The organism is Nostoc sphaeroides, assembly GCF_003443655.1.
In the GTDB taxonomy this organism is placed as follows: Bacteria; Cyanobacteriota; Cyanobacteriia; order Cyanobacteriales; family Nostocaceae; genus Nostoc; species Nostoc sphaeroides.
On record NZ_CP031941.1, the window covers coordinates 6,036,592 to 6,057,440 of the forward strand.

Sequence of the window (20,849 nt, forward strand, 5' to 3'; positions counted from 1 at the left end):
GCGAAGCGGAATGAAGCAATCGCAAGGGCTGGGATTGCTTCGCTTCTCTACGAGACGCTGCGCGAACGCTCGCAATGACTGTAAATATTTTTGTCCGACTACTTATATACCAATACGGTTCAGTTAAGCGCTATTTCTACTAAATCGCCGTCTCTATAAGACGCGATAAATCGCCGTCTCTATAAGACGCGATAAATCGCCGTCTCTATAAGACGCGATAAATCGCCGTCTCTATAAGACGCGATAAATCGCCGTCTCTACAAGTGTTTTGGTCTTATCTGAACTGTATTGACTTATATACATAGGCGGTTGAAATTTATAAAAATTTGCTGGTTTTTAGAGATAGAACTGGTAAATTGTTCTCGATTTTCACAAACTAGTCATAACTTGAGCCAATTGATTAGATAAATCAACTACAGAATCCTGGCATTTGCTAAATAATACGCCCGCTAAAAAATAATAATCGCCAGAATAAAATGCCATATTGTTTTTTCGGAGTTCTTCTATGTGGTTCTTTACCTTAGGATCAGAGCTATAGTAGCCAAACTGCAAAGGTAACACCATGAAATTTTGAACACAATATCCATTTTCTTTTGCTAGGTTCAGCGTACCTGTTGGATTAGAAAAACTAGAGATTAAAACCAACACATTTTCATAACCTAACGATAAAAGCTCGTTGGTAACTGCCGCTCCATCCACGCCCCCAAATAAGAGTGGCATATAAATATCATTATCTGGTGCGGGGAGATACGGTGGATTGGCTACAAGATACTCGGCATCGGGTTGAGAAGAATTAAACAAGCATGAATTCTGAATTATGTATTTATTAGTGAGATTATATTCATCGATGGTTGAATTTGCGACTTTCCATGCAGAGGTATTTAATTCAAATCCATGTATCACCCCATCAAACTTATTTTTTAATAAAGAATTAATTACAGGGCTACCATCCCCTGAGCCAAACTCCACAATAGATTCGTAGTTTTTGCAATTTCTGAGAACAAAAGTGTCTAAACAGTTTGAGTAAAAATTCGATTCTTCAGGACAAAAAAAGATGTCTTTCATTTGACTGCACTTCCAAGTATAATGAATGTAATAAGTGTTTACTTACACCTTTATATCAAGACAATAAATAACTGTTTCTTTAGTAAAGAAGTTATTACTAAAGAAATTGGGTTGTATGTGGATTAGCAATAGAATGATTGAGAGATGTGAAATTAGAAATGCGAGAAACAATCTGCATTTTTAATTTCTAATTTTTGAGATTTATTAGATAAGTTAAGCGGATTGTTTTGCCTCACGTATCGATCGCACAACAGCACTACCGGCGCGATCGCTCATGAGTTTCTGCTGATCGTACCCAAGCACTAATTCCCAGGCATCATTGGGATATCGTTCTGTCAATGGTAAAGCTACATCATCTAACATCCAACGGCCGTGGCGTTCATCTTCCCTGATGTGTAGTTCCCAATAACCCACCGCTACTTCTGAGAGTCCGAGTCGTTGCGCCGCCACCATATAATTTTTGTAAACCGCAGGGCCAGCCACTTCAAAATAGGTCAAACCGCCGCTATAACGTAGGAAATAGCGTTTGCGCTCAGTCACCAGAAAATTATGATTGGTAGAAGCCAAAACTTCCCAAGGTACTAAATCGAAATATGCCTCTGGTTGAGTGTTCATTCCAAACTCAGCAAGCATTTGGGCAAAAAATGTCGAGTGCTTGCGAGATAAACGACCATTGCCGTATTCTTCTATTAGGACTCGCATCAGCGTACATTGCACTTCATTAGCAACACCACCCAAAATGCGGGAAAGATGACTAGCTTCAACCAAGCCATCAAAAGAGCCGATCGCTAGCAGGTGACGATAGCCAGATTCAGTCATTTCCTCACGAATGTAGCGGCTACTCTGCGACAAAACCGGGTCTAAATCGGCAGATGTGCGCTCAATTAGCGCTTGTTTTACATCTAATTGTTGCAGTGCAGCCACATCGATTTGTGCCAGTTCCCACTGTTGCCAAGCAGCTTCAATTTGGTCACGACAGGAGGACAAGTAAAGCGATCGCTCATTGGTATAGTGCCGCAAATCGTCATACCAAAACAGCTTTAGCCGATTAATTCGATAAAGTATCCGTTGGATAAAACGGTGAGCCTGTTCATCGGAGCGATCGTTTTTATAGGCGGCGCAAATTGCCCTTGAGAGTGCCTGTTCAAACTCACTAGCTATTGCAGGTTTTACATCTAGTTGATGATCTAAATCCTCCGTTACTAGCAGTTCTATAAATTGCTCCTCAGCCCGGTCGTACTTGGTAATTGTTCCTTCTTCTGTTTGCGTACTTTTTTTTGCAGCCCCAGCGTTAGGAAATATAACTAAATTGCTTTGCATGGAATCTTCGGTAGCATTGGAAAAGTGAAAAATTACTTTCACCTCTAATATTTAAGTTCCCACACCAGTAGCTTTATGTACCTCTTTCCCTGGTTATAAAGAAGAATTAAGTTTCAAACGAAAAGGGTATTGGGCATTGGGCATTGGGCATTGGGAAGAGGACAAGGGGAAAGACTTTAGGACTTACGCAAACAATAGCCGAAACCTTATTTTCACGTAGGGGCAATTCATGAATCATTTGTGTCAACTTAACGTAAAAGCCATGTCCCGCAAGGAACTGAAGTTCCTTGCTAATAGCTAAAGTCTACTGAAGTAGACTAAAGATTTTTAGGAATATTTAGTCTACTTCAGTAGACTTTAGCTATGAGCCTTGAACTTTAGTTCGAGGCGGGCGAGGAAGCTAACAGTTAAGCTACTTTTAGCTTAAGTTGACACCTATGTTCATGAATTGCCCCTACGGCGTGTACTTTTGCGTAAGTCCTAGACTTGTTGCAAGTTCTCACAAGTCAGTTACCTTGTCCCCTTCTCCCTCTGCCTCCCCTGCCTCCCCTACTCCCTACGGCACATCCTTCGGCTCGATCGCCTTACTTGGCGGAATTTCTTCAAGAGGAATGAGTGCTTCGATTACCGACTTCACAATTGGGGCGGCGACAGTAGAACCATAAGCACTTTCTCCTTTTGGTTCATCCACCAGTGCGAACACTACATATCGAGGAGATTCCACTGGCAAAATAGCCACAAAGCTGGTCATTCTAGCACCCTTGATATATCCGCCATTCGGACTAGCTTTTTGGGCTGTACCAGTTTTACCAGCAATGCGATATCCGGGAATTTGTGCCGCTTTCCCGCTACCTTCATTAACAACAGTTTCCATCATTTCCACAACCTTTTGGGTTGTTGCGGCTGAGAAAATTTGGCGGGGGATGGTGTGAGTGGGTGAATCATGCATCTGCCCTTTGCTATCAATCAACCCCCGAACTACATGGGGTGTTACCAACTTACCGCCATTGGCTAAAGCGCCGTGCATTTGCACTAGCTGTAACGGTGTCATGGAAAAACCTTGCCCAAAGGAAGTAGTAGCTGGTTCAATTGGCGAAGCGATAAATTCTTCTTGACTTTTGAGCCGTCCACCAACTTCAAAAGGTAAATCTGTATCAACTTTTTGTCCTAGCCCCAAGCGTTCTAGCCAGTTGTAATAAATTGAAGGCTTTAAGCGTTGAATAATTTGCACCATGCCAATGTTGCTGGAATATTGCAAAATCTGAGCGATGCTGATTCGCCCATTCCCATTATTCATCGCATTTTTGATGGTGTAATTAGCTACTCGAATAGAACCGGAGTCATTAAATATATCATCTGGTTTGATGACGCCATTTTCCAGAGCGATCGCTACATTCAAAGGTTTAAAAGTCGATCCCGGTTCATAAAGATCCGCCACCGTCCAGTTTTTAAATAACGAGATATTAGCTTTAGAGTATTCATTAGGATTATAAGTAGGCTGAGAAACGAGAGCGAGTAAGGAACCATCCAAGGCATCCATGACAATTACCGCCCCACGTTTAGCGTCAAACTTTTCCATCTGTTGTTTAAGTGCAACGCGGGCAATTCGTTGCAGACGGCTATCAATAGTAAGTTGCAGTCGCAAATCATCAAAATGCAAAAAACCTTCAGGGGCATGATCCGGCATTATGGCCCCATTACCCGACCGACTGAGCCGCACCGTTTGCACAGGACGTTCTAGCAACTTCTCTTGAGAGTATTCCACACCTGCTTGACCACGACGGTCAAGATTCACGTAGCCCACCACATCAGAAACCAAATCGTCTGACGGATAATATCGGGAGTATTTTTGAGCCCACTCTAGGCCATTTAAGCGCAAAGAGATGACGCGATCGATAATTTCTTCCGGGAGGGCTGGGTCAAGTATAATTCCGCTTCTTTTGCTTTGAAAAGTTTTTACCAATTCAGCAGTATCTTTTGCCAATATTGGGGCAAGTCGCTCTGCCATGTCTTCATTAGACTTATTAAACAGCTTGGGATGAGCGTACAAAGTATATACAGGACGGTCAATCGCCAACAGATTACTATTGCGATCTACCACTGGGCGACGGGGCATAAAAGGTCGCAAATACACCATTTGCTGGTTTCGTGCCTGCTGGGTTAACTTTGGCCCCTTGACAATTTGCAGGTTATACAAGCTGACAGCCAACCCCAACCCTGATGCCATTAATACGCCCCATACTATGAACAGTCGGGACTTAGTGTTGGATGTTTGGTCTTGGATATTAGAGGCAAGTGTCCCCAATAACCCTTGCTTAGAAACCTTCTGTCCCCTTTTAAATGCTGGATTTTGAAACTTTCTGTTTGTTCTGCTTGGTGATTTTTGCATTGCCCTACTCAGTAGCAAATTGCTTTTCGGAATCAAGAGTCAATGGTCAAAGTTAGTTACTCTGAACTTTGACCATTAACTCCTAACTTTTAACTCCTAACTCCTAACTTTTAACCCCTAACCTTAATACCCCAGTGGCGAGAGTGTTTGCTGTTGCCTTTGGGGATTTGGCGTTGTGTTAGACGATGCTGGCTTAGGACTACGAGATGCTGGAGACAAGAAAATCATTCCTTGAGGAGTCGGCGATACCAGCCCTGCTGTAGGTTGTTCTGCTTCCTGGGCAATTTTATTTGTCAGCGTCGCGTTAGTTGTCGTTAGTAGCCGCTCATGACGTTGCAGGTTTTGCAGTCTGCGATATGACTTACTCCAAAGGTCTTGCGAATATACCGTCCAGCCATAAACAGCAAGTGTCGATGCTACTACCAAAAACGCCAAAACTGTCGAATAACGGTGAAAGGTATACAAGCGTAGCAACCACAAAGGTGCAACTCCAGAATTAGGCATTGTGGGAAGGCGAAGAAAATTTACCCCTGAAGTTTTCTGGTTTGCACTCGACTGCTCATTGAGATTTAGCACTTGTTGTCTAGCCACCTCTTTCACCGATTTGGGCGTAACTGCTTTATTTGTCGGAGAAACCGCTAGATTTTTCGAGGAACGCACTCGTCTTCGAGAGGATACTGGTGCAGCTTGGGCAGTGGGTGTAGAAGCGCTTTGTGCTGCTGATTCTATACGTCCAGAACGTCGCCTCCCTAAAGAAAGGATAGAATCTCGCCCAAACCAAGTACCCCTTGTAGAAACAGCAGATTTACGAGCAACTACCATAAATTTTTTAGATGGGAAATACTGTACTTTAGATTGATTGTCTTAATTGTCTCTTTTTGCTTAGTTAAAATCGCCTTCTGTGCAACAAGCACACATAAGGGACTTCCAAGTAAAAAAATATTCCATTGCTATTGTTCACTGTTGACCGTTGACCGTTGACGGTTCACGAGTTTTCAGTCAACAGTCAACGACTTTAATGTGGAATAATTTATTTTTTGGAGTTCCCTAACAGACTACACCCTTTTAACTGTTCTGATAGCTATAACAATTGCATCCTCTAGATATTGCAATTTTGCAATCAGCGATTAGCAACTGGACAGCTTGCCCTTTAGATATCGCACCTAAAGTATGGCAACGCGGGGCAGCAAGGTGCAATGCTCTGGGAAAAAATAAATTTTTTGCTATGATAGCTCGGTTTGCTAGAAAATTTGGTAATTTCCGTTTTGCTCCTGAGTTAAGAGAAACTAATCAGATGGCTGTATGATACCTAATTCAAAAAAAGAATACCCCAAAGGATTGTTTTTTTAGTATGTAATCTCGTAGCATTTAAAAAAAAGCAATAAATACGGTATCGTATTGAACAGGCGAAAAATTGTTCTAGCCACAATTGGTGAAAGAGGAGTTATGAAAACAAGAATCTTTGGTTTGGCTGTAATCTTAAGTCTGGCTACAATTCTCGGAGCTTGCGAAGGCGGCGGTGGTGATGCTGGTGGTGGCGGTACTACTACTACCCCACCAGCAGGTGAACCAACTGATGCACCTGCTGGTGGTGGGTTGTCTACACCTGCTGCTACTCCCGCAGCTAGTCCTAAATAGGGCATCAATCAGCTTTAGTTTAAATCATGCCCAAAACAGCTTAGTAACAACGCTCGTCACCACATAGCTTGAATTAATTAGGTTCAGGTAAAAACCTGCATTTTTCTGTTGGTGTGTCAGAGCCTAGTACCGCAAGGCGGAAGTCAACCCCTACGGGGAAGTCAAAAGGAGCCAGTGCGTTGGGCGGCTCTGCCGACTTGAAGCAACTGGCGTTCAAAAGTCAAAAGTCCGCCTGCTTTAATTTTGGGCTTTGTGGCTGTAATGAAATACTAGGTTTATTTCCGCCGACCTGTACTAGAGTTTGCTCGAATATCAGCTAAGTAGGGCAGCAAGTAATGGACACTGGTGATGAGGATTATCTCTTCAACCATGTGTCCCGCTAAAATCCTCTCCTGATCAGAGAGGCAAGAGAGGAATTATAAGCTGTTGTGCCTTTAATTTGCACTAATATTTTTTCAAGATGAATGTGGGGTGGGCATCCTGCCCTGATAATGCAAATTGTATACGTAACAGCTTAGTTGTCTTGCTGGGAAGAAAGACGCTTGAATTTACCAGCAATAGAGGGTTTCAAGCACCTAAATTTATTTATACTCTTCGGCTAAATATTTATTTCGATAGCGCCACGGAGAGCGAGTCAGCATTAGTGTCAACAAAAGCCTTGAAATAGCTAGCTTCGCTGTGGGCCTCCTCACCCGCCAGAGAATGAATTGTCTGGCTAATAGCTAAAGTCTACTGAAGTAGACTCAAGATTTTGGGGGATATTTAGTAATCTTCATATTACTTTAGCTAAAAGCCAAGGAACTGAAGTTCCTTGCGGGACATCGTTTTCACGTTAGGGACTTCCAAGTAAAAAAATATTCCATTGCTATTGTTCACTGTTGACCGTTGACGGTTCACGAGTTTTTAGTCAACAGTCAACAGTCAACAGTCAACAGTCAACGACTTGAATGTGGCATAATTTATTTTTTGGAGTTCCCTTAAGTTGACACCAATGGCGAGTCAGACGCTCCTACGTCGCTAACGCAACGCTATCGAGCGTCGCGGAAAGTGCCACAATAAATAATCCATCCTTGTTTGAGCAGCCCTAAATTTATTTATAGGGTTCTCCCCCAAGCTTTGTGCCCCTGTCCCCTTTCCTCTTTTGTTACCGAACCTTATTCCAAGTCTAAGGGAGTTGAGTTCTGTAAATCTAAGCCTTCTTGTAGGCAAAGTACTTCCCTGGTTTGGTGTTTGGAATGGCTTAGACTCCTGAGTTTTCAGAGGGCAAAACAATTCATAGCGATCGCTGGCAATTGCTCTTGGGCATTCCTTATAGTCTATTCCGTATCAGAACAGACCTGGTGATGTACCTTGATATTGCCAGATTTTTATTGGGAAAATTTTTAATGGGAATGGGGAATGGAAAAAACAGATTTTTATCCTGCGTTGTGAACGCAGTTCAGTATATGGGGAGAGTTACAGCGATAAAGGCAATAAGATTATTCAGCTTAATTGTGATTAGTGGAACCTTTTTTGTGTTAAGTAGCTCTTGGCGATCGCCGGTAATCGCATTACCACCACCAGAGGATACACCAGAAGAAATATTACGCACTAAAATTATCATAGAAGCGCGATCGCCTATTGATGGAGAATCCCTAACAGCTGCCGAATATATTCAATTACAAGCGCAGCTCCAACTTGCCCCGCCCCCAAAACTAGACCCGAAAATTCGGGAACAGATTTTTTTGCTTCGCTTACGTAAAACCTTACTTCAGTTTTTCCCATTTTTAAATTTTTGATAAATTCGTCATTTGTCATTTGTCATTTGTCATTCCCTATTCCCCATTCCCCATTCCCCATTCCCCATTCTGATGTAGGATAACGGTGGCGACAAAATTGCAAATAAATGTAAAGAATATATATAGATATTAAAAAAGTAGATTTAGTCAATCACGTTATTATCACTTAGGTAGCTTCATGTCCATGACCACGATCGCCCCTGAACAGGTTAACAGCATCGTTTGGAATCAGCATAACGATCCCTTTGAAATACTAGGTTCTCATCCCATAGAACAAGACGGCAAAACCGTCTGGGCTGTGCGGGCCTACTTACCAAATGCAAGTGCAGCATGGGTGGTTCTTCCTGAACAACGCAAGGAATACCCAATGCAAACAGTGCATCATCCCCACTTTTTTGAATGCACGATTGACACTCCAGAACTGGCAAACTACCAGTTACGGATTAAAGAAGGGGAACATGAGCGAGTCACTTATGACCCTTACGCTTTCCGTTCTCCCAACTTGACAGAATTTGACTTGCATCTGTTTAGTGAAGGCAACCATCACCGGATATACGAAAAACTGGGAGCGCACCCCACGGAAATAGGCGGCGTTAAAGGCGTTTATTTTGCAGTTTGGGCACCCAACGCTCGCAACGTTTCATTGTTGGGAGACTTCAACCTTTGGGATGGGCGTAAACACCAGATGCGTAAAGGCCCCACCGGGGTTTGGGAATTGTTTATTCCTGAAATCGGTGTGGGAGAGCATTACAAATATGAAATAAAAAATTTTGAAGGACACATTTACGAAAAATCCGATCCCTACGGTTTCCAGCAAGAACCCCGCCCGAAAACCGCATCCATTGTCACTGATTTAGATGCTTACAGTTGGAATGACGAAAGCTGGATGGAAAAGCGCCGTAACACTGACCCCCTCAAAGAGCCAGTTTCAGTCTACGAAGTGCATTTAGGCTCGTGGTTACACGCTTCGAGTGCCGAACCTGCTAAACTCCCCAATGGTGAAACTGAGCCTGTAGTTATTGTTTCCGAACTAAAACCGGGCGCACGCTTCCTTACCTACCGGGAACTAGCTGACCGACTCATTCCTTATGTTAAAGAATTAGGATACACCCACCTAGAATTGCTGCCCATTGCGGAGCATCCCTTTGATGGTTCTTGGGGTTATCAAGTAACTGGGTACTATGCCCCCACCTCCCGTTTTGGCAGCCCCGAAGATTTCATGTATTTTGTTGACAAATGTCACCAAAATGATATAGGGGTAATTGTGGATTGGGTTCCCGGCCACTTTCCCAAAGATGGACATGGTTTAGCTTTCTTTGATGGTAGCCACCTATACGAACACGCTGACCCCCGCAAAGGCGAACACAAAGAGTGGGGTACTTTGGTGTTCAACTACGGTCGCCATGAAGTTAGTAATTTTTTAGCAGCAAATGCCCTCTTCTGGTTTGACAAGTACCACATTGACGGGATTCGTGTTGATGCTGTTGCCTCAATGCTCTATAACGACTATTGCCGCGAACCAGGAGAATGGCTGCCCAATCAGTACGGCGGCAGAGAAAACTTAGAAGCAGCAGATTTTCTGCGTCAGGTAAATCACACCATCTTTAGCTATTTCCCCGGTATTCTCTCTATTGCGGAAGAATCTACTTCTTGGCCAATGGTATCTTGGCCCACCTATACAGGCGGACTCGGCTTTAACTTAAAGTGGAATATGGGCTGGATGCACGATATGCTGGATTACTTCAGCATGGATCCTTGGTTCCGCCAGTTCCATCAAAACAACATCACCTTTAGTATGTGGTACAACCACAGCGAGAACTTCATGCTGGCTTTGTCCCACGATGAAGTGGTGCATGGTAAGAGCAATATCATCGGCAAAATGCCGGGGGATACATGGCAGAAGTTAGCTAATATCCGTTGTTTATTTAGCTATATGTTTGCTCACCCAGGTAAGAAAACCATGTTTATGAGCATGGAGTTTGGGCAGTGGAGTGAGTGGAATGCCTGGGCTGATTTGGAGTGGCATTTATTACAGCATGAAGCCCACCAACAGTTAAAAACGTTTTTCCGGGAATTGAACCATCTCTACCGTTCTGAACCAGTTTTGTACACCCAGGATTTTGCTGAACCTGGCTTTGAGTGGATTGACTGTAGCGACAACCGCCATAGTGTAGTTTCCTTCATACGTCGCGATCGCGATTCTGATGATTTTGCGATCGTCGTTTGCAATTTTACACCACAACCTCATTCTCACTACCGTATCGGTGTACCGCAAAAGGGATTTTATACTGAGTTGTTCAATAGCGATGCGCGTCAGTATGGTGGCAGCAATATGGGCAACTTAGGTGGTAAGTGGACGGATGATTGGTCTTTGCACAGTCGTCCTTATTCGCTGGATTTGTGTTTACCACCTTTGGGTGTGTTGATTCTCAAGTTGGATAAGAAGAAGACTGCTGAGGCATTGCAATAACAATTAAGGGTGGGCATCACCCACCCAGGAATAATCAAAACTTTACCCACATCTATCGTAAGGGCACAGCATTACTAATTGGTGTCAAATTAAGCTCAAACGCTTATCGCACAGGCTTTTACCCCCCCCTTAATTCCCCCGATGTTTTGGGAGGAAACAAGAAATTTAGTTCCCTCCCCAATATATACGGGGAGGGTTAGGGTGGGGTGACGCGGATTGTAATGGTCAGTGAATAGACTATTCACGAAAATTCTAATACATATAGATTTCTCGTAGGGGCTTGTCTTTGCCCATAGGTGTCAGCAAAAGCCTAGAAATAGCTTAACTGAAGGCTTGACTCGCCCGCCTCGAACTAAAGTTCAAGGCTCATAGCTGAATGGCACTAAGAAAAGCCCAAAGGCTTGTGTAGTCTCGTTCTCAGTCTTAAGACTGGGAATGTATTCTCTAGGGCTGCTGCCTCTCGTTAAGAAAGAGGAGGCAGCAGCCCTAGAGAATGGGTTCCCAGCCTGGAGGCTGGGAACCAGTCAGTGCAAGGGCTGTATCTTAACTTAGTGCCATTCGCTCATAGCTAAAGTCTACTAAAGTAGACTAAAGATTTTTAGGAATATTTAGTCTACTGAAGTAGACTTTAGCTAAAAGCCAAGGAACTGAAGTTCCTTGCGGGACATAGCTTTTACGTTAAGTTGACACCAATGGGCATTGCGCCTTGCCCCAAAAGAGCGTATTTGTGTATCATTATTAAAGTGAAATAGTCTAAATACAGGTTAAGTAAGTGACATTCCACCTTACTGAAGTAGATGAATCTAGCTCAAAGACTCATTAATGAGTATCAAAGGTGGATGAATGGAGATAAAAGACTCGTTAATGAGTATCAAAGGTGGATGAATGGAGATAAAAGCCTCATTAATGAGTATAAAAGGTGGATGAATGGAGATAAAAGCCTCATTAATGAGTATAAAAGGTGGATGAATGGAGATAAAAGACTCGTTAATGAGTATAAAAGGTGGATGAATGGAGTTAAAAGCCTCATTCACGAGTATTAATTTATCAAGAGCCGGAAGTTTTTGCAGCTCTACCTTTACTAATAGCCTTAAAGCGATCGCTCAACAGTTCTGCTACAGTTTTTAAGCCTGGAGTCTTTTTCGCTGCTGTCTTAACGTAATCATAAACTGTCAAACTGCCCAGCATCGCTTCGCTACCGACAGCCAATAGGGTATCATCTACTTGTTCGTTGAGTTGCCGGATTGAGATTAAAAGTTCGTTGAGTGTGGTAGCTAGTTGATAATTCTCGATAAATTCCTCAATATCAAAACTGGGTGGGAGAATTTCACGGTTAGACTGAGCAGCGTTGACGCTATTGGTAACAAAAGCTAGGCTTTTATCGCCCATTTTGAATAACTTGCGGCGTTCTTGTGCAGTTAAAGCAATGAGAAACGGCATCTTTTGTTCGATTATTTGTAGCGCTGCTTTAATTTCTTGGATATCTTCTGGGGAAAGAGTGCCTGTGATATTGCGATCGCTCATCGTATAATTACCTGGGGATAGTAGAGAGTTAGTAGCAAGAGTTGCTAAGTATATGATTCCCAGAGTAAATGCGATGGTACATCTTTTTATTAGAATTTTTAGTATATTTATTATGATGTTGGATCATGCCAGCTAGAGATATCTTTCACAATGCAGTCAAGCGATGCCTACGGCGGGCTACGCCTACGCTAGAAAAAGAAGGGTGGAAAATTACCCATGATCCCTTACCCGTTAGTACTAAGGTTTTACCCCACCCTAACCCTCCCCTTGTAAAGGGGAGGGAACTAGATTTCTTGTTTCCCCCCTTTATAAGGGGGGATTAAGGGGGGTAATTCGACTTGTGTGTACACCGTAGCCTAAATGCAGAAGTTTATAATCAAATACCTACACTTTCGTTTAATGATGTAACCTGAGTTTGTCAAGCTACTTCTCTAATTCTGCCAACTTTTGTTGAGCAAACTTTCGCACTTGCTCATCTGGGTCATTCTTGGCTCTGTCGTGCAACAGTGGTAAAGTCTGGGGATGTTGAGAAAATTGCTTGATAATTATCTCCAGTGCAACGCGCCGAGGGTTGGTTTCATAGTCTTTCTTACGCTTAAAGGGGTCATTGAAAGCGCAGTTGTAGTAAATTTCAAACAACTCAGGCTGATTTCTAAAGTGTTTGCCTAATGCTTGGATGGCTGCACGTCGCACATCCCAATTATCATCAGCAGTGGCGCGGTCTTTGAGAATCGAGCGGGTGTCCTGGTCATCTTTGAAATTGCTGGCTAATGCTTGGATGGCTGCACGTCGCACATCCCAATTATCATCAGCATTGGCGCGGTCTTTGAGAAACGAGCGGGTGTCCGGGTCATCTTTGAAATTGCTGGCTAATGCTTGGATGGCTGCATATCGCACATCCCCATCATCATCAGCAGTGGCGCGGTCTTTGAGAATCGAGCGGGTGTCCTGGTCATCTTTGAAATTGCTGGCTAATGCTTGGATGGCTGCACGTCGCACATCCCAATTATCATCAGCATTGGCGCGGTCTTTGAGAAACGAGCGGGTGTCCGGGTCATCTTTGAAATTGCTGGCTAATGCTTGGATGGCTGCATATCGCACATCCCCATCATCATCAGCAGTGGCGCGGTCTTTGAGAATCGAGCGGGTGTCCGGGTCATCTTTGAAATTGCTGGCTAATGCTTCGATGGCTGCATATCGCACATCCCCATCATCATCAGCAGTGGCGCGGTCTTTGAGAATCGAGCGGGTGTCCGGGTCATCTTTGAAATTGCTGGCTAATGCTTGGATGGCTGCATATCGCACATCCCCATCATCATCAGCAGTGGCGCGGTCTTTGAGAATCGAGCGGGTGTCCGGGTCATCTTTGAAATTGCTGGCTAATGCTTCGATGGCTGCACGTCGCACATACGATTCATTATCAGCAGTGGCGCGGTCTTTGAGAATCGAGCGGGTGTCCGGGTCATCTTTGAAATTGCTGGCTAATGCTTCGATGGTTGCACGTCGCACATCCCAATTATCATCAGCAGTGGCGCGGTCTTTGAGAAACGAGCGGGTGTCCGGGTCATCTTTGAAATTGCTGGCTAATGCTTCGATGGTTGCACGTCGCACATCCCATTTATTATCAGCAGTGGCGCGGTCTTTGAGAAACGAGCGGGTGTCCGGGTCATCTTTGAAATTGCTGGCTAATGCTTGGATGGCTGCACGTCGCACATCCCAATTATCATCAGCAGTGGCGCGGTCTTTGAGAAACGAGCGGGTGTCCGGGTCATCTTTGAAATTGCTGGCTAATGCTTCGATGGTTGCACGTCGCACATCCCAATTATCATCAGCAGTGGCGCGGTCTTTGAGAAACGAGCGGGTGTCCGGGTCATCTTTGAAATTGCTGGCTAATGCTTCGATGGTTGCACGTCGCACATCCCATTTATTATCAGCAGTGGCGCGGTCTTTGAGAAACGAGCGGGTGTCCGGGTCATCTTTGAAATTGCTGGCTAATGCTTGGATGGCTGCACGTCGCACATCCCAATTATCATCAGCAGTGGCGCGGTCTTTGAGAAACGAGCGGGTGTCCGGGTCATCTTTGAAATTGCTGGCTAATGCTTCGATGGTTGCACGTCGCACATCCCAATTATCATCAGCAGTGGCGCGGTCTTTGAGAAACGAGCGGGTGTCCGGGTCATCTTTGAAATTGCTGGCTAATGCTTCGATGGTTGCACGTCGCACATCCCATTTATTATCAGCAGTGGCGCGGTCTTTGAGCCAGTGTAAGGTATCGTTGTTATCTTTCCAAATTGCGGCGATTGTTGCAACTGCTTGAGTGCGAATTTCCCAAACTAACTTAGTTTCTTCATCTTGATCGGGTGTGTAATAGTACCAGAGGTCATATTTAGTTAAATCTTTAAGCTTGTCAAATAATTTATTAGCCACTGACGTAATCACCGAGCGATTTCTCACTTCTGCAAGACACTTAGCCGCTAAAAAGAGGTTGATAGATTTTTCCTCTTCGCCATCTTGCACCATTAAGTAATCAATAATTTCACCAACAAATTTCGCATCAATCATTCCGGCAATTAACAGCAATACCTCATGCCAAGTTTCATCTTGCCAGTGTTTGCCAAAAACTTCTGTTTTAAGATACTCAATTGAAATACTGCGTTCCTTCTCAAACTGCCAGACAAACTCCCAAGCACAGAAATATTCTAAAAAAGTCCGATGCACAAAGGCATAGTAATCTGCACCCAAGAAACATAAAATAAAATTGCGAGTCCGCAGTTGATTAATCATCACCCGCGCAAGTTCTCTAGCTTGAATCACATCTAGACTTTTGAGATAGTCAGTCAAAATCTTCTCTAAATCATCTGCACTAATCAAATTGCCAGCCAAACCTTTATCGCCCGTTTGCATACGATAGGCAACCTGACGCAACATTGCTTGCTTATCTTTATAATCAATAGTTTTAGGATCTAACCTCTTATCTTCTTGCAAAGCACGTTCTACATCCCATTGATGCAGCAATACCCGCGATGCTTGATTATAAAGTTCGGCTCTATCTCTTGGCAATTCCTGATTCCGATTCAGAATCGCCATCATCGTCAACAACAGAGGATTTCCTGCTAGTTCTGCAATAGATTGTGAAGTCTCAATCCCTATTTTTAGCCGTTCCCATTTTCTAACTTTATCCGCAGTATCGATAAAAGTTAACTCATGCCAGCGGTAAATAAAATCTTGAATTTGTTCTGCTTCTAAATCTTGCAATATAAAGTGGTGAAACTCAGCATCCCGCAAACGTTGTGGTTTGTAGCCAATGACGCGAGAAGTGACAATCACCTGCACATCACGATATTCATTAGTGAAGCGATGAATATCAGTAATTACATCTTCTCGTTGAGCAGGATCAAATACCTCATCCAAACCATCGAACATGACTAAAGCCTTACCACTCTTTAGCTGTTCGTGCAGTTGATGTTGGTTGAGGTGAGAAATCGCACCACTACATTTATGAAAAAATTCGAGAAAATTATGACACTCTTTATCCTCCCGCCGCCGCATATAAGTGCGTAACTCAATCAGCACAGGAATCGGTAGAGAAAAAGAATTATTCAGAGGACTCCTAGCCCAATTTAATGCCAAGTATTTTAATAAAGTAGATTTCCCGGAACCAGGGTCGCCCAGAATCACGATATATTTATTAGTCTGCTGCTCATTTACAATATCCACTACAGAACGTTTCGGTTGTTCTAAATAAACTCGTTTGTAGCGTTCTAATTCTTCTAACTCAACTTCTGCTTCCAGTTCGTTAGTTTCTTGCAATCTTCGGAGATGTTCTTTCGGCAGTTCGTGAATTCGGGGAATAACTTGGTGAATTTCGCGGACATTTTGTGCTATGAATATATCCCAGACTTTGAGTTTATCTCGATAATCATAGGTACTTGTATCTAAACTGTCTAAATTAAGATTGCTATAAGTTTCTTTAATAGCCTCTTGGTATCTTTCCAAATCAAAATCAGGAATAATGCCAGCTATCTCTGTTGTGTTATTCTGGATTTTGTCTAAATTTCTAGAATCCAGAATCTCTCGCAGTTCAGGAACTCCTATAATAATCTCTTTAACCTTTTGCAGATATTTCCTGGCAATCCGTTTCCAGTTAAAATCATCCGGTAACGGGTATGAAGCATTCAGTTCATACCAAATTGTTTCTAATTTCTTAGTATCTATAGCTTGAGAGTCATCTTTAAAAGCACTTCCCAAAATTGCTTTGACTTCTGGATGCTTGAGAAATTTATTTAGTGGCTGCTCATACTTTTTAATTTCATCTTCAGCAAGTACACTATCATCTAAATCCTGCTGCATGAGTTGCAAAAATTCTGTTACAGCCATGACAACAGCTTTCTCCAGGGGTTCTTGCTTGAAGGGCGCAGTTACAGCATTATTAAAGATATATTTGAAAAAATCTTTAGCGTAGTCCTTGAGTAAATCCTTGACAAATTCTTCGCTGATAATAGTCTTGACAAGAAATCCAACCGCTTTTTGACCTATCCAGAGAGTGAACCACTCAACTATCATACTCACGCCTGCTAAGTGCTTGACTACGAGTAGTATATACACTTCTCAGAGAAATTTTTCCAGATTTCTAGATTTTTAGCTTACAGCAATTTTCATGTATTTGAACCACATTTGTCGCAAGGGCACAGCAATGCTGTGCCCCTACCGCGCGGTCTATTTACCTGAAAATAGCTGTAAAAGCGATGCTAGCTGAAGATTTGTTAAAAATAACTAATATACTATGCATGGATATTAGGAATAATTTTATGGTTCTACAAGTTAACCCCATCCAAAAAGAACCAATTGTTACTTGGGAAGCACTTCCAGCCGACTTCATTTTACCAGACGATCCAGTGGAAAATATTCAACAACCTGCGATCGCTGCTGCGCTTACCGATGCTTTGGGAAGCACAGGACGCATCCAACCTCAAATGCTGATTGGCTCTAATTTTGGTCTTGTAGCCACAGTCAACAAAAAAATTGTCGTTAAAGCCCCAGACTGGTTTTATGTCCCTCAAGTGCAGCCTGTGGGAACAAATGTAGTTCGTCGCAGCTATACCCCAAATTTAGAAGGTGCTGCTGTGGCTGTAGTAATGGAATTTCTCTCAGACACAGAAGGTGGAGAACTATCAGTCCGCTCAACTCCACCCTACGGTAAACTCTATTATTACGAGAAGATTCTCCAAGTTCCAACCTACGTAACCTACGACCCTTACGAACCAAGTCTAGAACTACGATGCTTGCAAAATGGACAATATACCTTGCAGCAAGCAGACGCCAATGGACGCTTTTGGATTCCTGAATTAGAGTTATTTCTCGGAATTTGGCAAGGTGAAAGATTATGCCAAACCATGAATTGGCTGCGCTGGTGGGATACAGAAGGAAATTTGCTGTTGTGGAGCAGCGAACAAGCCCAACAAGAACGCCAACGCGCCCAACAAGAACGCCAACGTGCCCAACAAGAACGCCAACGTGCCCAACAGGAAAGCCAACGTGCTGATATATTAGCAGCTAAGTTACGTGAGCTAGGTGTTGACCCTGATGCATAGGCGTAGGGGAGCATCCCATTTTTGTATCCGTCATTGCGAACGCGAGTGCGTCTTGTAGAGAGGAGGAACGACGAAGCAATCCCAGCCTTGCGATTGCTTCGTCGTTCCTCCTCGCAATGACATATTAAATTTTATTATTTCATCGAATAATAAAAACTGGGATGCACACTAGGCGTAGCCCGCAACTCGACTTGGCTCAGTGACCATCGTAGACATCGCATAATCTCAAGGGATGCTGGGAATAATAATTTTGGGACATCTGCACCAAAATTCTATGAAACAGCAAAAAAATCAATTCAGCCATCTTACTGCGATCGAAAGAAGTTATCTATCATTTCCGGCACAGTTTTTATTAAATCAAAACCTTCTCCAAGGCAAAATACTAGACTTTGGTTGTGGCTTTGGTAATGATGTTAAAATATTGCGCCAAAAAGGTTTTGATATTACAGGCTATGACCCTTATTATTTTCCAGAATATCCTGATAATAAATTTGATACCATAATTTGCTTTTATGTTTTAAATGTTTTATTTCCTGAAGTGCAAGCTAATGTTCTGATGGAAATATCACATTTATTAAAACCAGGGGGTAAAGCTTATTATGCTGTAAGAAGGGATATCAAAAAAGAAGGTTTTAGAGAGCATTATGTCCATAAAAAACCAACATATCAATGTATTGTCAAACTTCCCTTTTCTTCAATTTTCTTAGATGAACATCGGCAAATATATGAATATATTCACTATAACCATCAGCGAAATTCATCTAATTATTGTATATTTTGTAATCCTCGAAATAATCTAAAGCTATTAACTGAATCAGCAACTGCTTACGCTATTTTTGACGGCTATCCAATAAGTAAAGGACATGTTTTAGTTGTTCCCAAACGTCATGTTAGCAATTATTTTGAATTACCATTTAAAGAGCAATCTGCTTGCTGGTTTATGGTGAACAAAGTACAAGAAATTATTAAAGCAGAATTTGAACCTGATGGCTTTAACATAGGAATGAACATCAATCGAGCCGCAGGTCAAAATATTATGCACGCCAGTATTCATATCATCCCTCGTTACAAAGGTGATACTGTCTCTACTAAAAGTGGAATCAGGAACGTTGTTCCTAAAAAGCAATAGTTTTTCTGTAGGAATTCAGGAGTCATAATTCTGCTGTAACTTGACGGCTTTGAAGTAATTATGAAAATTGCTGCAACATCATGACTTACTGAAAGTTATCTCATAAGGTTGAGGGACTTCCAAGTAAAAAAATATTCCATTGCTATTGTTCACTGTTAACCGTTGACGGTTCACGAGTTTTCAGTCAACAGTCAACAGTCAACAGTCAACGACTTTAATGTGGAATAATTTATTTTTTGGAGTTCCCTGAGATGATCTCTTAAGCCAGATTATCTGGATCTATTCCGAGCGCTCTTAATTGTTCTGTCAATTGTTGCACTCTTTGTTCTGCAACTTCAGCGCGTTGTGTTTCTTGTTGAGCGCGTTGTGTTTCTTGTTGAGCGCGTTGTGTTTCTTGTTGAGCGCGTTGTGTTTCTTGTTTTATTTGTTCTGCGGGCGTGAGATACCGTTGTCCTTGCTCATCATACCAATACATCCATTCTCGCGTTACGCCGCAATAATTTCCCCTTTCGCAACCAATTCCTAAGCCAATTTCTGGTAGCCAAACGGGGTTTCCCTCTTGCAATTCATACTTACCATTAACTAACTTATGTACTTCTAGATGCGGTTTGCGGCGACGACGAGACGATTGACATCCTCCCCACCCTACTTCGTTGAGGGTGGGGATTCCAAAGATCGCTCTCTGGGTTTCCTCTTTCCACGAGTTGACTTGCTTGAAGGAGTTTCCTCACTCAAGTATTGGTCAGTCTCTCCAGAGGCGTTAGTTCCGACGTGACCCGCCGTACTCAATCCTTTTTCTAATATGTTCCGCGCTGCGTTCCAATCCCTGTCTTGGGTATGCCCACAATGAGGACAAACATGAGTTCTGGTTAAGAACGTCTTTTTGACAACCTCGCCACAGTTAGAGCAATTCTGACTGGTGTAGTGAGGTGGAACGGCAACCGTGACCACACCAAACACCTTACCGAAATACTCAACCCAATCACGAAACAACGACCACGAAGCATCACTAATAGACTTAGCCAAGGGGTGATTTTTCACCATATTCCGCACCATCAAATCTTCATACGCCACAAGGTCGTTAGACCTCACCACGCACCTTGCTGTCTTAACGGCAAAGTCTTTACGCTGGCGACTTACTTTGAGGTGTTTCCGTGCAAGTTTATTTCTAAACTTAATTCTGTTTTGAGAACCTTTTTTAGTCTTAGACATCCGGCGTTGCAACCGCCTCAAAGACTTCTCACTCTTGCGAAGATGTCTAGGATTGGGGACTGTCTCTCCGTTACTATCGGTGTAGAAATGGTTCAGTCCAACATCAATACCAATAGTTTTTCCTGTTGGTTCTCGTCTTTCAACTCGCTCTTGGTCAATGCAAAATTGGCAATAATAGCCATCTGCACGACGTACAACCCGCACCCTTTTAAACTGTTTAAGCTGGTAGAAATGCAGGTCACGAGTTCCCCAGAGTTTAAAGGTTCCTGCCTTAAATCCATCCGAGAAAGTGATATACCTGCGGTCATCAGAAAGTTTCCATCCACAGGTTTTGTACTCAACAGAACCATGCGTTTGTTCTTTCTTAAACTTTGGAAATCCCTTTTTCCCTGGTTTACCTTTTTTGCAGTTATCAAAGAACCGAGCGATTGCAGACCACGCCCTTTCAGCACTGGCTTGTCTTGCCATTGAGTTCAGCTTGTCAACCCAAGGAAACTCAATACTGGCTGCAAGTACAGCGCAAAATTTATTTAGGTCATAGCGTCCAATGCCCTTATTGTCCATCCAGTATCTCAGGCAGCTATTACGCACAAAACGAGCAGTACGAATCGCTTCATCAAGCGCTCGATACTGCTCGTTTTGTCCTTCAAGTTTTGCCTCAAATACGATCATTTATGTCTATTCTTGCTACATAAATAGTAGATCATGATTGTCAAAAACTCAACTACCTTCT

15 protein-coding genes and 1 pseudogene are annotated in these 20,849 nt (G+C 42.9%); 7 read left to right on the forward strand and 9 right to left on the reverse strand.

Annotated features, from left to right (window positions below; genetic code table 11):
- Positions 1 to 369: 369 nt before the first annotated feature.
- From D1367_RS27045 to D1367_RS27060, 4 genes are all read right to left on the reverse strand, one after another.
- Positions 370 to 1,065 carry a class I SAM-dependent methyltransferase gene (locus tag D1367_RS27045; protein ID WP_118169809.1) on the reverse strand — a complete coding sequence of 232 codons (696 nt, stop codon included), beginning with the start codon at positions 1,063 to 1,065 and terminating at the stop codon, positions 370 to 372.
- A 213-nt stretch (positions 1,066 to 1,278) separates the two neighbouring features.
- Positions 1,279 to 2,385, reverse strand: coding sequence for an iron-containing redox enzyme family protein (locus D1367_RS27050; RefSeq protein ID WP_118171670.1), 1,107 nt, complete (start codon positions 2,383 to 2,385; stop codon positions 1,279 to 1,281).
- 556 nt (positions 2,386 to 2,941) lie between these two features.
- Positions 2,942 to 4,774 (reverse strand): peptidoglycan D,D-transpeptidase FtsI family protein, encoded by a 1,833-nt coding sequence (locus D1367_RS27055; protein WP_118169811.1) that lies wholly within the window; start codon positions 4,772 to 4,774, stop codon positions 2,942 to 2,944.
- Positions 4,775 to 4,897: 123 nt separating this feature from the next.
- Complete coding sequence (locus D1367_RS27060; RefSeq protein WP_118169813.1) at positions 4,898 to 5,596, reverse strand: hypothetical protein; 699 nt, start codon at positions 5,594 to 5,596, stop codon at positions 4,898 to 4,900.
- A gap of 292 nt (positions 5,597 to 5,888) precedes the next feature.
- Between D1367_RS27060 and D1367_RS27065 the strand changes: the two genes are divergently transcribed.
- From D1367_RS27065 to glgB, 4 genes are all read left to right on the forward strand, one after another.
- Positions 5,889 to 6,080 (forward strand): hypothetical protein, encoded by a 192-nt coding sequence (locus D1367_RS27065; protein ID WP_147337398.1) that lies wholly within the window; start codon positions 5,889 to 5,891, stop codon positions 6,078 to 6,080.
- Positions 6,081 to 6,220: 140 nt separating this feature from the next.
- A complete protein-coding gene (locus D1367_RS27070; protein WP_118169818.1) occupies positions 6,221 to 6,412 on the forward strand; it encodes a hypothetical protein in 192 nt (63 codons plus the stop codon).
- Between the two features lie 1,445 nt (positions 6,413 to 7,857).
- Entirely contained in the window at positions 7,858 to 8,190 is a 333-nt protein-coding gene (locus D1367_RS32465) for a hypothetical protein (RefSeq protein WP_118171671.1), read from the forward strand.
- 178 nt (positions 8,191 to 8,368) lie between these two features.
- Positions 8,369 to 10,660: a 1,4-alpha-glucan branching enzyme gene (gene glgB, locus D1367_RS27080; protein WP_118169821.1), complete on the forward strand. Its 2,292-nt coding sequence runs from the start codon at positions 8,369 to 8,371 to the stop codon at positions 10,658 to 10,660.
- Between the two features lie 803 nt (positions 10,661 to 11,463).
- On the opposite strand, the gene D1367_RS30215 is transcribed toward glgB, so the two are convergent.
- Both D1367_RS30215 and D1367_RS27090 read right to left on the reverse strand, forming a co-directional pair.
- The gene (locus tag D1367_RS30215; RefSeq protein WP_147337399.1) at positions 11,464 to 11,694 is read right to left on the reverse strand and encodes a hypothetical protein; all 231 of its coding nucleotides are present in this window, start codon (positions 11,692 to 11,694) and stop codon (positions 11,464 to 11,466) included.
- Between the two features lie 13 nt (positions 11,695 to 11,707).
- Positions 11,708 to 12,184 carry a hypothetical protein gene (locus D1367_RS27090; protein WP_118169826.1) on the reverse strand — a complete coding sequence of 159 codons (477 nt, stop codon included), beginning with the start codon at positions 12,182 to 12,184 and terminating at the stop codon, positions 11,708 to 11,710.
- A 125-nt stretch (positions 12,185 to 12,309) separates the two neighbouring features.
- Here D1367_RS27090 and D1367_RS33140 point away from each other — a divergent pair, with 125 nt between their 5' ends.
- Positions 12,310 to 12,507: an element excision factor XisH family protein gene (locus tag D1367_RS33140; RefSeq protein ID WP_118169829.1), complete on the forward strand. Its 198-nt coding sequence runs from the start codon at positions 12,310 to 12,312 to the stop codon at positions 12,505 to 12,507.
- Positions 12,508 to 12,607: 100 nt separating this feature from the next.
- Here the strand turns inward: D1367_RS33140 and D1367_RS27100 are convergent, their stop codons facing one another.
- On the reverse strand, positions 12,608 to 16,747 hold the full coding sequence (locus D1367_RS27100) for a HEAT repeat domain-containing protein (protein WP_118169832.1): 4,140 nt from the start codon (positions 16,745 to 16,747) through the stop codon (positions 12,608 to 12,610).
- Between the two features lie 245 nt (positions 16,748 to 16,992).
- On the opposite strand from D1367_RS27100, the gene D1367_RS27105 reads away from it, so the two are divergent.
- Positions 16,993 to 17,775 (forward strand): Uma2 family endonuclease, encoded by a 783-nt coding sequence (locus tag D1367_RS27105; protein ID WP_118169834.1) that lies wholly within the window; start codon positions 16,993 to 16,995, stop codon positions 17,773 to 17,775.
- A gap of 274 nt (positions 17,776 to 18,049) precedes the next feature.
- Positions 18,050 to 18,904: an HIT family protein gene (locus D1367_RS27110; protein ID WP_118169836.1), complete on the forward strand. Its 855-nt coding sequence runs from the start codon at positions 18,050 to 18,052 to the stop codon at positions 18,902 to 18,904.
- Positions 18,905 to 19,163: 259 nt separating this feature from the next.
- Here D1367_RS27110 and D1367_RS27115 read toward each other — a convergent pair.
- A pseudogene (locus D1367_RS27115) lies at positions 19,164 to 19,532 on the reverse strand (hypothetical protein); the annotation flags it as partial.
- A 17-nt stretch (positions 19,533 to 19,549) separates the two neighbouring features.
- The gene (locus D1367_RS27120) at positions 19,550 to 20,788 is read right to left on the reverse strand and encodes an RNA-guided endonuclease InsQ/TnpB family protein (RefSeq protein ID WP_118164787.1); all 1,239 of its coding nucleotides are present in this window, start codon (positions 20,786 to 20,788) and stop codon (positions 19,550 to 19,552) included.
- Positions 20,789 to 20,849: the final 61 nt, after the last annotated feature.

What these genes read in the sequence shown, in the direction of transcription:
- D1367_RS27105 (WP_118169834.1), top strand. Translation starts at nt 16,993, where the DNA reads ATGGTTCTACAAGTTAACCCCATCCAAAAAGAACCAATTGTTACTTGG.
- glgB (WP_118169821.1), top strand. Translation starts at nt 8,369, where the DNA reads ATGTCCATGACCACGATCGCCCCTGAACAGGTTAACAGCATCGTTTGG.
- D1367_RS27070 (WP_118169818.1), top strand. Translation starts at nt 6,221, where the DNA reads ATGAAAACAAGAATCTTTGGTTTGGCTGTAATCTTAAGTCTGGCTACA.
- D1367_RS27090 (WP_118169826.1), bottom strand. Translation starts at nt 12,184, where the DNA reads ATGAGCGATCGCAATATCACAGGCACTCTTTCCCCAGAAGATATCCAA.
- D1367_RS27100 (WP_118169832.1), bottom strand. Translation starts at nt 16,747, where the DNA reads ATGATAGTTGAGTGGTTCACTCTCTGGATAGGTCAAAAAGCGGTTGGA.
- D1367_RS33140 (WP_118169829.1), top strand. Translation starts at nt 12,310, where the DNA reads ATGCCAGCTAGAGATATCTTTCACAATGCAGTCAAGCGATGCCTACGG.
- D1367_RS27055 (WP_118169811.1), bottom strand. Translation starts at nt 4,774, where the DNA reads ATGCAAAAATCACCAAGCAGAACAAACAGAAAGTTTCAAAATCCAGCA.
- D1367_RS27060 (WP_118169813.1), bottom strand. Translation starts at nt 5,596, where the DNA reads ATGGTAGTTGCTCGTAAATCTGCTGTTTCTACAAGGGGTACTTGGTTT.
- D1367_RS27110 (WP_118169836.1), top strand. Translation starts at nt 18,050, where the DNA reads ATGAAACAGCAAAAAAATCAATTCAGCCATCTTACTGCGATCGAAAGA.
- D1367_RS27120 (WP_118164787.1), bottom strand. Translation starts at nt 20,788, where the DNA reads ATGATCGTATTTGAGGCAAAACTTGAAGGACAAAACGAGCAGTATCGA.
- D1367_RS27050 (WP_118171670.1), bottom strand. Translation starts at nt 2,385, where the DNA reads ATGCAAAGCAATTTAGTTATATTTCCTAACGCTGGGGCTGCAAAAAAA.
- D1367_RS32465 (WP_118171671.1), top strand. Translation starts at nt 7,858, where the DNA reads ATGGGGAGAGTTACAGCGATAAAGGCAATAAGATTATTCAGCTTAATT.
- D1367_RS27045 (WP_118169809.1), bottom strand. Translation starts at nt 1,065, where the DNA reads ATGAAAGACATCTTTTTTTGTCCTGAAGAATCGAATTTTTACTCAAAC.